The sequence below is a fragment of the Actinosynnema pretiosum genome (genome assembly GCF_002354875.1).
In the GTDB taxonomy this organism is placed as follows: Bacteria; Actinomycetota; Actinomycetes; order Mycobacteriales; family Pseudonocardiaceae; genus Actinosynnema; species Actinosynnema auranticum.
This window is the reverse complement of record NZ_CP023445.1, coordinates 2,430,691-2,443,891: the sequence shown is the minus strand read 5'-3', so window position 1 is coordinate 2,443,891 and position 13,201 is coordinate 2,430,691. Positions and strand designations below refer to the sequence as shown.

Annotated in this window: 7 protein-coding genes; 1 reads left to right on the top strand and 6 read right to left on the bottom strand. The window is 72.6% G+C overall.

Translation table 11 applies throughout. The features are described from left to right. Positions 1-14: 14 nt before the first annotated feature. From CNX65_RS11085 to CNX65_RS11060, 6 genes are all read right to left on the bottom strand, one after another. The gene (locus CNX65_RS11085) at positions 15-992 is read right to left on the bottom strand and encodes a carbohydrate ABC transporter permease (RefSeq protein ID WP_096492706.1); all 978 of its coding nucleotides are present in this window, start codon (positions 990-992) and stop codon (positions 15-17) included. Further along, positions 989-1,963 carry an ABC transporter permease gene (locus CNX65_RS11080; protein WP_096492705.1) on the bottom strand — a complete coding sequence of 325 codons (975 nt, stop codon included), beginning with the start codon at positions 1,961-1,963 and terminating at the stop codon, positions 989-991. The genes CNX65_RS11085 and CNX65_RS11080 overlap by 4 nt, the downstream gene beginning before the upstream one ends. Further along, positions 1,950-3,548, bottom strand: coding sequence for an extracellular solute-binding protein (locus tag CNX65_RS11075; protein ID WP_096492704.1), 1,599 nt, complete (start codon positions 3,546-3,548; stop codon positions 1,950-1,952). Before CNX65_RS11075 ends, CNX65_RS11080 begins: the two co-directional genes overlap by 14 nt. 258 nt (positions 3,549-3,806) lie before the next feature. Then, positions 3,807-4,820 carry a LacI family DNA-binding transcriptional regulator gene (locus tag CNX65_RS11070; RefSeq protein WP_096492703.1) on the bottom strand — a complete coding sequence of 338 codons (1,014 nt, stop codon included), beginning with the start codon at positions 4,818-4,820 and terminating at the stop codon, positions 3,807-3,809. After that, entirely contained in the window at positions 4,820-7,447 is a 2,628-nt protein-coding gene (locus tag CNX65_RS11065) for a glycoside hydrolase family 3 C-terminal domain-containing protein (RefSeq protein WP_096492702.1), read from the bottom strand. Before CNX65_RS11065 ends, CNX65_RS11070 begins: the two co-directional genes overlap by 1 nt. A 165-nt stretch (positions 7,448-7,612) precedes the next feature. Next, positions 7,613-10,537, bottom strand: coding sequence for a glycoside hydrolase family 48 protein (locus tag CNX65_RS11060; protein ID WP_096492701.1), 2,925 nt, complete (start codon positions 10,535-10,537; stop codon positions 7,613-7,615). Between the two features lie 1,261 nt (positions 10,538-11,798). Here CNX65_RS11060 and CNX65_RS11055 point away from each other — a divergent pair. Then, positions 11,799-13,196 carry a glycoside hydrolase family 6 protein gene (locus CNX65_RS11055; protein ID WP_218180889.1) on the top strand — a complete coding sequence of 466 codons (1,398 nt, stop codon included), beginning with the start codon at positions 11,799-11,801 and terminating at the stop codon, positions 13,194-13,196. The last annotated feature ends 5 nt before the right edge of the window (positions 13,197-13,201 follow it).

Sequence of the window (13,201 nt, the reverse complement as noted above, 5' to 3'; positions counted from 1 at the left end):
CCCCGCTTCCACCGTCACCCCTTGACCGCCCCCACGATCACGCCCTTCGTGAAGTGCTTCTGCACGAACGGGTAGACCACCGCGACCGGGACGAGCGCCAGCACGACGACGGCCATCTTGATGGCGAGCGTGGCCACCAGTCCACCCCCGGCGCCGACCGTCTCCGCGCCCTGGGTGACGCCGGGGATCGGCTGCCCCTGGAGCACGAAGGTGCGCAGCACCAGCTGCAGCGGCCACTTCTCGGTGCTGTTCAGGTACAGGAACGCGTTGAAGAACGCGTTCCAGTAGCCGACCGCGTAGAACAGCGAGACCACGGCGGTGACGCCCTTCGACAGCGGCAGCACGATCCTGGTGAGCACGCCGAACTCGCTGGCCCCGTCGATGCGGGCGCTGTCGATCAGCTCGCCGGGCAGGTTCATGAAGAACGAGCGCAGCACCACCAGGTTGAACGCCGACACCGCGCCGGGCAGGATCAGCGCCGAGTAGCTGTCCAGCATCCCCAGCGACTGCACCAGCAGGTAGGTGGGGATCAGGCCGGGCCCGAACAGGAACGTCAGCAGCACCAGGAACAGCAGCGGCCGGTGCGCGAACGTGCCGGGCCGGGACAGGCCGTAGGCGGCGAGCAGCGAGATGCCGGTGCTGAACGCCGTGCCCACCGCGGTGATGCCCACGCTGACCAGCACGGCGCGGGTGACCACGCCGCCGGTGAGCAGCTCCTGGTACGCGGCGAACGTGATGCCGTCCGGCACCACGACGAGCCCGCCCGCGGCGGTGATGGCCTGCTGCGTCGACAGGCTGGTCAGCACCACCACCCACAGCGGGAACAGCACCACCAGCAGGATCACCGCGACCAGCACGCCCTTGGCGGCCCGGCCGAGCGCGGAGGGCGGCTCCTCCCACACCGGTCTGGTCGGCTTCGCCGAGGCGCGCGCCGCGTGGACCGTCGGGCGCCCGGTCGTGCCGGGGGTCGTGCCGGGGGTCGTGGTCGTCATCGGGAGTACACCCCCTGCTCGCCCGCCAGGTGCGCGACCTTGTTGGCCGCCAGCACGAGCGCCAGCCCCACCACGCCCTTCACCAGCCCGGCAGCCGCCGCGTAGGAGAAGTCGGAGTTGACCACGCCGGTGAAGTAGACGTACGTGTCGAGCACTTCGGAGGCTTCCCGCCCGACCGCTTCCCGTTGCAGCAGGAACTGCTCGAAGCCCACGGTCAGCGCCTCGCCGAGGCGCAGGATGAGCAGCAGCACCACCACCGGCACGAGCGCGGGCAGCGTGACGTGCCAGAGCCTGCGCCACCGCCCGGCCCCGTCGACGGCGGCGGCCTCGTACAGCGAGGCGTCCACGGTCGCCAGCGCGGCCAGGAACACGATCGCGCCCCACCCGGCGTCCTTCCACACCGCCTGCGCGGTGACCAGCCCCAGGAACAGGTCGGGGTCGGTCATCACGTCGAACGTGGTGGCGCCGTTGGCGCGCAGGAACGAGTTGAGCAGACCGGCGCCGCCCAGCATCTGCTGGAACAGGGTGATCACAAGCACCCAGGAGAAGAAGTGCGGCAGGTACACCACGCTCTGCACCAGCAGGCGCAGCCGGGGCGACAGCAGGCTGTGCACCAGCAGCGCGAGCCCGATCGGGATCGGGAAGTAGAACACCAGCTGGAACGCGGTGATCAGCAGCGTGTTGCCGGTGGCGGCCCAGAAGTTCGGGTCGGTCGCGATCCGCTCGAAGTTCGACAGGCCGGTCCACGTGCTGGCCAGGACGCCGGTGTACGGCGAGTAGTCCTGGAACGCCACGACGTTGCCGAGCAGCGGCACGTAGTGGAACACCACGAGCACCAGCGCGGCGGGCACGACCATGAGCAGCATCGGCCAGTCGCGGCGCAGCTTGCGCGACCACGCGGGGGCGCGGCGGGCGGCGGTGTGCCCGCCGCGCCGCGCCTCCGGTGGGGTCATCAGGTCAGCGCCCGGCATCGGTGAGGACCTTGTCGTAGAACTCGCGCAGCTTGTCGCCGCCCGCCTTGCGCCACTCCTCGGCGAGGCCGTCCGCGTCCTTGGCGCTGGCGCGCCCGCGCAGGATGTCGTTGGTGCGGTCCTCGAACTGCTTGCCCAGCTTGGTCAGCTCGGCGGGCTCCTCGATGCGCAGGCCGAACGTGATCGGCTTGACCTGCTTGGAGTAGGCGTCCGCGTGCCAGGCGTGGGCCTCGCGCACGAAGTCCGGGAACTGGGTGTGCGCGTACGCCTCGGCGGGGCCGGAGATGAACCCGTAGGTGAGGGTGATCTCCTTGGCGCCCAGGGCGTTCAACTGCGGCGAGCCCTCGGCGTTGCGGGTGCTGTGCTTGCCCTCGATGCCGTAGCGCAGCAGGAAGTGCTCGCTGGTGCCGAACGGCGCGGCGGCGAAGTTGCACAGCCGCAGCAGCTCCCTGACCCGGTCGTCGGAGAGGTCCTTGCGGAACAGGGTGAGCATGGAGACCGGGTTGCTGATCGGGTAGGTGGCCTTCCCGCCGTCCGAGGCGAACGGCAGGATCGCCGACATCCGGAAGTCCGGGTTCACCGGCCGCTGCTGCTCCAGGGTCTCGTGCCAGGCGCCGACGCCGTCCTGGTGCAGCAGCACCTGCCCGGAGGCGAACAGCTCCTTGAGTCGGCTGAAGTTGCCCGCCACCACGTCGGGGTGCACGTACCCGGCGTCGAACAGCTCGCGCATGTCCCGGATGGCGGCGGCGTACTCGGGGGTCTCGATGTGGTTGACGACCTTGCCGGAGGAGTCGCGCTGCCAGTCGCCCTTGTCCCCGCGGGCGCGCACGAGCGTGCGGAAGATGTCGCCGACCGCCCACCGGTTGCCCGCCGGGTCGTTCACCTTCGCGCACAGGTCCTTCAGCTCGGCGAAGGACTTGACCTGCGGGTCGACGCCCAGGCTCTGGAACAGCTCGGGCCGGTAGAAGGTGGCCTCGGCGAACAGGTCGCCGGGGAACGGCACCGCGAACAGCTTCCCGTTGTAGACGCAGTTCTCCCACACGGCGGTGGGGATGCCCGCGAGCATCGGGTAGTCCTTGGCCTTGTCCCCGGCGATGAGGCCCCCGATGTCGCGGAACACCTCGCCGACGCCCGCGCTGAACCGGGGCGGCACGGTGAAGGTGGGCATGACGGTCAGCTCGGGCACCTGCCTGCCCGCCATCATGGCGGCGAGCTTCTGCGCGTAGTCCGCGCCGGCGACCAGCTCGAACTTGACCGTGCCGCCGAGCCGCTCGTTCACGGCGTCGTAGTAGGAGTTCTGCCCGAGGCCCGGCGGCACCGGCCAGAACGTCGGGGTCATGACGGTGACCTCGCCGCCGGAGAGCGGCTTCTCCTTGACCGCGTCCACCAGCGTGGAGGGGAACTTCAGGTAGCCGGCCTTGGACCCGTTGACGCCGGGCAGGTCGGGCTTGGCGTACTCGACGGGCGAGTAGGCCGGGAGCAGCTTGGCCAGCTCCTCGGAGTTGAGCGCGCCACCGCCGCCGCCCTGCTGCGGCGCGGGCCCGCCGCAGCCGACCAGCAGCGCGCCACCGGCAGCCGCACTCATGCCGAAGAAACTCCTGCGGGACACATTCATCGAACAACGCCCCTTCGCGTCGGTGATAGGGGTGCCGCCAGGGTGTGGTGCGCGGGCTCGACGGCGCGGACGGCGGCGCGCGCGTCGCGGAGTGGTGCTGGTGTCACCCCGCGAGGAGGTGGCGCTTCCCGGTGTGGCGCTCCTGGGTGTGGCGCTCCCCGGTGCGTCGCACTGCGGTGAAGCGCTTCGACATGGGGCGCGCGGCCGGGTGCGGGCATGGGGTGGTCCTCACCGGCGCCCGGCGCGGGCGGCGGTGCTGGCGCGTTCGACCAGGCGGGGCCGCAACAGGGTCAGCGGGGCCACCCTGCCGCGGTTCAGCTTCGCCATCAGCAGCTCCACGGCCCGGTGGCCGAGCTGCTCGGCGGGCAGCTGCACCGAGGTCAGCTCCGGGGACAGGCGGTCCGCCAGGTCGTCCGGGCAGATCGCGACCACCGCGATGTCGTCCGGCACGTCGCGGCCCAGGGCGCGCAACGCCTCCAGGACCGACGGCAGCGCGGCCTCGTTGTGCACGACCAGCCCGGTGACCGTGGGGTGCCGGTCCAGCAGGCCCGTCACCGCCGCCCGCACCGAGCCGTGGTCGGTCTCGGTCGGCAGGGTCGTGGAGGAGATGCCGCGCCGCATCGCCGCCGCGCTGAACCCGGCCATGCAGCGGTGCGCGAACCCGGTGTCGCGCTCGTAGACCGCGCGCGGCGCCCCCACCAGGGCGACCGACCGGTGCCCCAGGTCGGCCAGGTGGTCGACGCAGCGGGCGCCCGCCTCGGCGAAGTCCAGGTCCACGCAGGTCAGCCCGGCGGCGTCGGCCGGGAAGCCGATCAGCACCGAGGGCCGCTCCAGCTCCCGCAGCACCGGCACCCGCTCGTCGTGCATCTCCACGTCCATCACCAGCAGCCCGTCCACCTGCGCGCTGCCCGCGACCCGGCGCAGCCCGGCCGCGCCCTGGTCCGCCGTCACCAGCAGCACGTCGTGCTCGTGGCCTCGGGCGGCGTGCGCCACCGCGACGACGAACTGCATCAGCACCGGCAGGTTCATGCCCTCGCGCATCGGCAGGACCAGCGCCAGCACGTTGGCCCGGTTGCTGGCGAGCGAGCGGGCGCCCGCGTGCGGGTGGTAGCCGAGGGCGCGGACGCTGGCCTCGACCCTGGCCCTGGTCGCGGGCGAGATGGAGCGCCTGCCGGTGAGGACGTAGGAGACCGTGCTGGGCGCGACCCCGGCGTGCCGGGCCACGTCGGCGATCGTCACCATCAGAGGACCCGCTCCACCCGGACGCCCGCGCGCAGCGCGGTGACGACGACGGTGGAGCCGCCCTCCCTGGTCAGCTCGGTGCCGTCCGGGGTCTCGTAGGGCCACGGGGTGACCTCGTGGAACGCGATCCAGTCGCCCGCGGCGGGGAAGACCACGGCGTCGTCGACCAGGCGCACGCCGCTGTGGTGGTCGAAGTCGACCGCGCGCAGCGGACCGGTGCGCGGCGCGGGCTCCTCCCCCGGCAGCTCGACCTCGAGGCGGGCGCGGACGTCCCGGCTGGACGGGCCGACCAGCAGCACGCACGGCCCGGCCTCGACCGAGCGGCGGCCCCGGACCACGTCCCAGTGCCACAGCGCGTCGGCGGGCAGGGCGACCTCGGCGGACTCGCCGGGCGCGAGGGCGACGCGGCGGAACGACTGGAGCCTGCGCAGCGGCTGGCGGATCGCCGAGTCGGGGCGGGCCGCGTACAGCTGGACCACCTCGGCGCCCGCCGCGCGGCCGGTGTTGGTGACGGTGACGCTGACCCGCTCGCCGTCCCAGGCCGGTTCGCCGTAGTCGAAGGTGGTGTACGACAGGCCGTGGCCGAAGCAGAACAGCGGTTCGGCGGTGGAGTACAGGTAGGTGCCGCCGGAGCGGATGATGTCGTAGTCCAGCAGGTCGGGCAGGTCGGCGGCGGAGCGCGGCCAGGCCTGCGGGAGCCTGCCGGACGGGTTGAGCTCGCCGAACAGGGCCTCGGCGACGGCGGTGCCCTGGCGCTGGCCGCCGTGCGCGGTCCAGAGGACGGCGGGCAGGTGGTCCTCCTCGCCGTCCAGCGCGTACGGGTAGCTGCTGACCAGCACGAGGACGGTGCGCGGGTTGGCGGCGCGGACGGCCCGCACGAGCGGGAGCTGCGGCAGGTCCAGGCCGGTGCGGTCCTGGGTCTCGCGGCCGTTGACGTGCGGGTCGTTGCCGACCACGACCACGGCCACGTCGGCCTCCCGCGCGAGCGCGACGGCCTGCGCCGTGCCGTCGTGGACCACCTCGGCGGTGAACGGGCCGTAGGTCCGGTCGCTGACCGCGTGCCGCAGGAGCAGCCCCTCGGGGGTGTCCTCGGGCCTGAACAGCTCGCGGACGTCCCAGCCGCCGGGGGCGAGCGCCTCGGCGACCAGGTCGCCGTCCTCGGTGACGCCGAGGAACCGGCGGTTGGCGGCGGCGCGGAGGGTCCAGGCGCCGTCGCCCCAGTCGAAGCGGTCGAAGCCCTCGCCGGGTTCGGCGGTGGTCTCGACGCGGCCGTCGACGACGGCGAGGTGGCGGCCGTCGGCGCCGCGCAGGGTGATCCGGTCGACGCCCTCGGCGAAGGTGGTCCGGGCGAACTCGGACAGTCCGCTGAGGACGGTCACGGCGCTGTCCGGCAGGGTTCCGCTGTACCAGTCCTCGAACAGGGTGTCGGCGTGCGTGCCGAGCACCGCGAGCCGGACGCCGCGCGGCAGCGGGAGCGCCTGCTCCTCGTTGCGCAGCAGCACGATCGCGGCGCGGGCGGCGTCGAGCGCCAGGTCGTCGTGCGAGCCGATGACGTCCTGCGTGATGGCGGCGTGCGGGTTGCGCTCGGGCGGGTCGAACTCGCCGAGCCGGAACCGCAGCGCCAGCAACCGGCCCACCGCGCGCTCCACCACCTCGAAGGGCAGCAGGCGCCGCTCCAGCGCCTCGGTGACGGCGGTGATCGTCAGCTCCGGGTCGGGCCCCTGGTCGGTGCAGTTGTCCACGCCCGCGAGCAGCATCGCGGCGTGCCCCTCGGCCTGGGTGGCGCGGAAGCCCTGCGACCCGGCGATGTTCGACGGCGCGAACGCGTCGCTGACGACGGCGACGCCGTCCGGGTGCCAGGTGCGCAGCTCGCTCTCCAGCAGCGGGCTCAGGTGCGCGGGGCGGCCGTTGACGAGGTTGTAGGACGGCATGACGGCGACCGCCGCGCCCGCCTCGACCGGCCCCCGGAAGCAGGGCAGCTCGTACTCGTGCAGCACGCGCGGGCGCAGGTCGGACGAGGTGGTGTCGCGGTCGGTCTCGTTGTTGTAGCCCAGGAAGTGCTTCAGGGTGGGCGCGGTCTTGAGGTAGAACGGGTGGTCGCCGCGCAGGCCGGACGCGAACGCGGTGCCCATCGCGGAGGTGAGCACCGGGTCCTCGGAGTAGCCCTCCTCGTTGCGGCCCCAGCGCGGGTCGCGCAGCGGGTTCACCACCGGGGCCCACACGTTGAGGCCGTTGAGCGGGTCGCGGTCGTGGAACCCGCGCGCCTCGGTGCCCGCCGCGTCGCCGACCCGGCGCACCAGCTCGACGTCCCAGCCCGCGGCGAGCCCGACCGGCTGCGGGAAGACGGTCGCCTCGCCGAGCCACGCGACGCCGTGCACGACCTCCAGGCCGGTGCGGAACTCGGCGAGCCCGAGGCGCGGGACCGCGGGCTGCCGCTGGTGCAGCAGGGCGATCTTCTCCCGCTCGGTGAGCCGGGAGAGCAGGTCGGCGACCCGGTCGCGCAGCGGCAGGTCGGGGTCGCGGAACGGGAACTGGCCCACGGCACGCCTCTCGTCGAACACGTCGAACCGCCTGCGCCCGAAGTCGAATCGATTCGATTTAACGGCCAGGCATTTCCGGCAGATCATCAGCGGGTGAAGTGGTCAGAAATGTGCCACGGCCTCCACCGGTGGTCAACACCCGAATTCCCGGTCGACGCATTCGATTCGAACGCGTTCGACGAATGCCGCGGAAAGCCGGGCACCCCCCGCGCCCATGGGCGCGGGGGGTGTCCTGGACCTGCGGTTGTGCGGTTAGCCGAACAGCTCCGAGTGCAGCGAGAACGCGGTCGCGATCTCGGCCTGTGCCCAGAACCTGTGGTACTCGAAGGTCGGCGCGGAACCACCGTTCAGGTAGGCCTGCACCTTGGGCCAGTCGGGGTCGTCCCGGTACATCGAGCGGATGGACAGGAACGTGGAGCTCTGGTTGATGGTGTCGCCGTTGGGCATCTTCCCGGTCCAGCCCGGCGGCACGTAGACGCCGGACCCGGAGGCCGAGTCGTAGGTGTCGTCGAACCGGTTGTAGTCCGCGCGGGACTCGGGGGTCGCGATGCCCTTGTCGTCCTGGTGGGACAGCAGCGCGGTCAGCAGGCCCTCGCCCGTGGTGCGGGCGGCGGCGTTGCCGGACTTGGCCGCGTAGTTCAGCAGCGTCTTGGCGAGCGACGCGGCGATGCCGACGTCCTGGCTGTGGTTGAGCACGCTCACCCGCAGGCCCGAGTTCCCGCTGGGGTTGCTCGGGTTCCAGGTGTCGGGCGCGCCGGTCCAGTCCATGTCGGACGGGATCTGGAACGCGCCGTTCGCGCCGACGGTGGTGTTGGCCAGCGCCCAGGGGACCCACTTGTCGAGGATCTTCTTGGCGCGGGCGTCACCGGTCATCTGGTAGAGCGAGGCGGTGCGCTCCATCTGCCACGCCTGGAAGCCGAACCAGCGGTTCGACGGCGGGTCGCGCCACACCGGGTGGGCGTCGTAGAACATGCCGTAGAAGGTCGGGGTGCCGCTGGGCGGCGCGCCGTAGTGGCCCTCCCACGAGTTCGTGACGCCGCCGGCGATGCCGCCGTCCGTCGACTGGAGCCACTGCAGCAGCTCCAGCTGGCGGTCCATCGACTTGGCCCAGTCCTGCTGGCCGGTGGCCGACTTGGGCTTGAGCGAGGCGACCTGCGAGAGGGCGTAGGCCGCGAGCGGGTTCTGGTAGCCCTGGTGCGAGGCGCCGTCGCCGATCCGCCAGGCCCACCCGGCGGACGTGTCGGTCGCGCCGCCCCACGCGTAGTACCAGGACATCAGGTAGTGCGCGGAGTCCTTGCCGGAGCCCGCCGGGCAGGACGGGCTGGTGCAGCCGCCGATCTTCTTGAAGTACTTGTCGAACATGGCGTACCGCAGGTAGTCGCCCATCTTGGCGGCCTTGCCGATCTCCGAGGAGATCTCGCCCGCCTTGCCCTGCGCGGTGGCCCACTGCTGCGCCAGCAGCGCGACCTGGACCGCGCGCGCGTCGGCGTCGGGGGCGTTGGTGTACTTCCACTGCTTGGCGTAGCTGGCGTCCTTGGTGAACAGGTCGAGGAACCCGTTGGGGCCGCCGTGCTTGAACGTGTCGCACGAGGAGTGCGGGATGGTCTCCCACACCGACTCGGACGAGCCGCGCTGGTAGGTGTTGATGTACGCGGGCGCGGTGTCGGTGCCGTCGCCGCAGCGGCCGAAGCCGTAGGTGTTGTCGACGTCGAACAGCCAGTGCATCCCGTAGATGTCGTCGGTGCCGTACGCGGACTTCAGCTCGGCCGCGATCGGGTCGCTGCCCGAGGCGACGTTGGAGTCGAGCTGCGCCGGGTACTGGTCCATCCTCGGGTTCTCCGGCGCGTAGGTGGCCGGCTTCGAGGGGTTGTACTTGTCGTTGGTGGGCTGGTCGGCCTTGGCCGGGATGGCGAACTTCTCCATCGACGCCCACGCGGACTTGAACGAGGTCCAGTCACCGGTGATGCGGGCGTAGCTGGCCTCCAGCCACAGGTAGTAGCTGAACGCCTCGGAGGTGGTCTGGTGGCCGTGGTCCGGGGCCTCGACGAGCAGGGTCTCCACCGAGTGGTAGGGGACCTTCAGGCCGCCGAAGTCGCGGAAGTAGCCGCTGGCCGGGTCGTGGATCTTGGCGTACTGGTCGAGGAACGCCTGGTCGAAGTCCGTCGTGGACGGTGAGATCTCCTTGACCGCCACGGACGCCGAGGTGATGCCGGTGGCGGAGGCGGTGAACGTGGCCTCGGCCAGGGCGCCGCCGTTGTCCGCGGAGGTGACCGTGACGTTCTGCTTGGTCGACCAGTTCGCGGTGCTGAAGGTCAGCGTCGCCGGGCCCGCCGTGAGGTCGGTGCTGCCCGCGGAGCGGGCGACCGCGACGGTGACCGGGCCGCTGGGCGCGGTGGCCAGGGAGACGCCGAACGAGCCGGTGGCCCCCTGCTTCACGCTGAGCGTGTTGGGGCTGGCCAGGATCGCCTGCCCCGCCAGGACCTTCACGCCGACCGGCGAGGACAGGGCGGTGGCGCCCTTGTTGTCCGTGGCGCGGGCGGTGATGGTGTGGTCGCCGGTGGTCGCCCCGGTCCAGGAGCCCTGGAACGGGGCGGAGGTGTCGGTGGCCACGACGGCGCCGTCGGCCAGGAAGTCGACCTTGGCGACCGTGCCGTCCGCGTCCGCCGCCGTGGCGGCCAGCGGGATCGCCGTGCCGGTCACGTAGGACGCGCCGGAGGAGGGCGAGGTCAGGCTCACCGTGGGGGCGGTGTTGGGGCCGGTGCACGGGGTGCCGTTGATGGCGAAGTCCGTGGGCGCGGCGTTGGCGGCGCCCTTGGTCCCGTTGAAGCCGACGCTGACCTCGCCGCCGCTGGGCAGGTTCGGCGACCAGGTCGGGGCGGCGACGGTGACCTTGCTGCCCGACTGGGTGAACGTGCCGTTCCAGCCCTGCTGCACGGTCTGGCCGCTGGGGAAGGTCCACGTGAGGCGCCAGTTGGCGACGGCGTCGCCCTGGTTGCGGACGGCGACGCTCGCGCCGAACCCGTTGCTCCACTCGTTGGTGACCTGGTAGTTGACCGTGCAGGTCACCGCGGCGTTGGCGACCGGCGCTACCACTACGGGCGCGATCCCGGCTGCGACGACCGCGGCGGCGGTCAGGGCGAGCGGCCGGGACCTCCCCGCTCTGGTGCGGTACCTCATGCGTCCTCCTCCTGCGCGGATCAGCCGTTGACCCGCGGGCTTGGGGCGGTGCGTGGGCTGGCTTGGTGCGGTGGCGGTGGTGCTGGGGTGGAGAGGTGGTGCTCGGAGCGGCGGTGCTCGGGGTGGGGCGGTGGCGCCGGGCTGGCGGAGTTCGGGGCGGGGCGGCGGAGCTCGGGGTCGGGCGGGCGCCCTGGCGCGGCCTCGCGGCGGGGCCTGGTGGTGCTCGGGCCGGAGCGCGGTGGCGCGAGGCGGTTTCCGGCGCGCCGGAACCGCGGGGCGCGGGCCGGGCCCCCGGCGGCGTGGTCGTCCCCGGTCGGGGGCCGGGGACGACCGGGCGCCGGGTCCGGGTGACCGGACCGCTCACCGGAGGGCGGGTCGAGCGCGCGGTTCACCGCCCTGGCGGACCGCCCGCTCGTCCGGGGGTGGTCCGCCGGGCGGGAGGTGGGGGTCGGCACGGGTCGCCTGGGCGCGCAGAACGGCCCGTGCCGAAGTTCACCGTCCGGAGTCCGCCGTCGGCGCGGGGTGGTTCGGCGGTCGCGTCGGTGGCTCGGCCTGGATGGGCCGGGTCCCGCGCGGGTGGCCGTTCATGCGTCGTCGCATGGCGGTTCCTCCGGGGCTGCGAGGGGCGGAGCGCCTCTGGGAGCGCTCCCAGGTTCGGACTGTAACGGCATCGAAACAGCCTGAAAAGAGGGTTCGACCACAAAGCCTTGACTGACTTCGCCCGCAGTCCACCGGCCGGTGCACCGGTCGGCGTCGCGCGCTGGGCCGAACGCCGAGCGCCGCGAGCGCGCGGGCCGCGGGCCCGACCGGTGACCAGGAACCGCGCCGACCGGCCCCCGGAACCTCGCAAAAGCGGCGTTCACTCCCGTGAACCCGACCTCTGTTGGCGAACGTTCACCCGTCCGCACCAGGAAACGGTGCCGCGTTCGACGCAATTCGACGGAAAAGCGCCACCGATTTCACTTGCCACCCGCACGCGCGCGGGGTCCCACCCGGAACGGCCCCACCACCCCCAGGAACGCCCGCCCGCCGGTCACCGCCGGTGAGCGATTCCAGCCCGATCTCCCCGTCCGCCCGTCCCAAAACCCCGCCTCCTCGACGCAGGGTGAGCGATTCCACCCCACCTCCCCCAGGCAAGACCACTCCCGCACCCTTTTCGACGCCGTTTCCCGGCGGTTACAGTCCCGGCCACCTGGGAGCGCTCCCAGCCCCTGAGTGACAACCCCGTCCCAGCAACGACGCTGCGAAGAGGAACCACACCATGCGATCAACGACCACGGCGCGCGGCAACGGCGCCACGCCGTCGAAGTCCCGTCGCGGGAAGGTGGCAGCGGGAGCGCTGTCCAGCGCGCTGGTCGCCGCGGCCACCGCCATCGCCACGGGGACGGCTTCCCCCGCGGCGGTGGCGGCGGACTCGGAGTTCTACTCCGACCCGGCGACCAGCGCGGCCAGGTGGGTGGCGGCGAACCCGAACGACAGCAGGGCCGCCGTCATCCGCGACCGCGTCGCCTCGGTCCCCCAGGCGAGGTGGTTCACCACGACCAACATGTCCACGATCCGCTCCGAGGTGGACGCCCACACCTCGGCGGCGGCGTCGGCGGGCAAGACCCCGATCCTGGTGGTCTACAACATCCCCAACCGCGACTGCGGCGGCGCGAGCGGCGGCGGCGCGCCCTCGCACAGCGCCTACCGGCAGTGGGTCGACCAGTTCGCGGCGGGACTCGCGGGCCGCCCGGCCGCGATCATCCTCGAACCCGACGTCCTCCCGATCATGAGCACCTGCCAGAGCGCGTCCCAGCAGGCCGAGACCCGCGCGTCGATGGCCTACGCGGGCAAGGCGCTCAAGGCCGCGTCGGGCCAGGCGAAGGTGTACTTCGACATCGGCCACTCGGCCTGGCTGACCCCGGCCGAGGCCGCGAACCGGCTGCGCGCGGCGGAGGTCTCCACCAGCGCGGACGGCATCGCGACCAACGTCTCCAACTACCGCCGCACCGCCGACGAGGTGGCGTTCGCCAAGGCCACCCTGAACGCGCTCGGCGACGGCAGGCTCAAGGCCGTCGTCGACACCAGCCGCAACGGCAACGGACCGCTCGGCAGCGAGTGGTGCGACCCGCCCGGCCGCGCGATCGGCACCCCGAGCACCAGGAACACCGGCGACTCGCAGATCGACGCCTTCCTGTGGGTGAAGATCCCGGGCGAGGCGGACGGCTGCATCGCGGGCGCGGGCCAGTTCGTGCCGCAGCGCGCGTACGACATGGCGGTGGCCGCGGGCCCCGTCCCGACGACGACAACGACGACCACCACGACCACGCGCGTCACCACGACCACCACCACGCCCCCGCCGAACGGCGCGGCCTGCGTGGTGCGGCACCGGGTGGTCAGCTCGTGGTCGGGCGGCTACACCGGCGAGGTGGTGATCGAGAACCGGGGTCCGGCGCTCCAGAGCTGGACCTTGGAGTTCTCCGCACCCGGTGTGGCCGTCTCCCAGGGCTGGAGCGGGACGTGGACCGACCTGGGCGACCAGGTCCGGGTCACCAGCGCGTCCTGGAACGGCGGGATCGCCACCGGTGGAACCGCGACCACCGGCTACTCGGCGAGCTTCAGCGGCGGCACGCCCCCGTTCACGTCTCCCGTGCTGAACGGAACGGCCTGCGCCTGACCCGC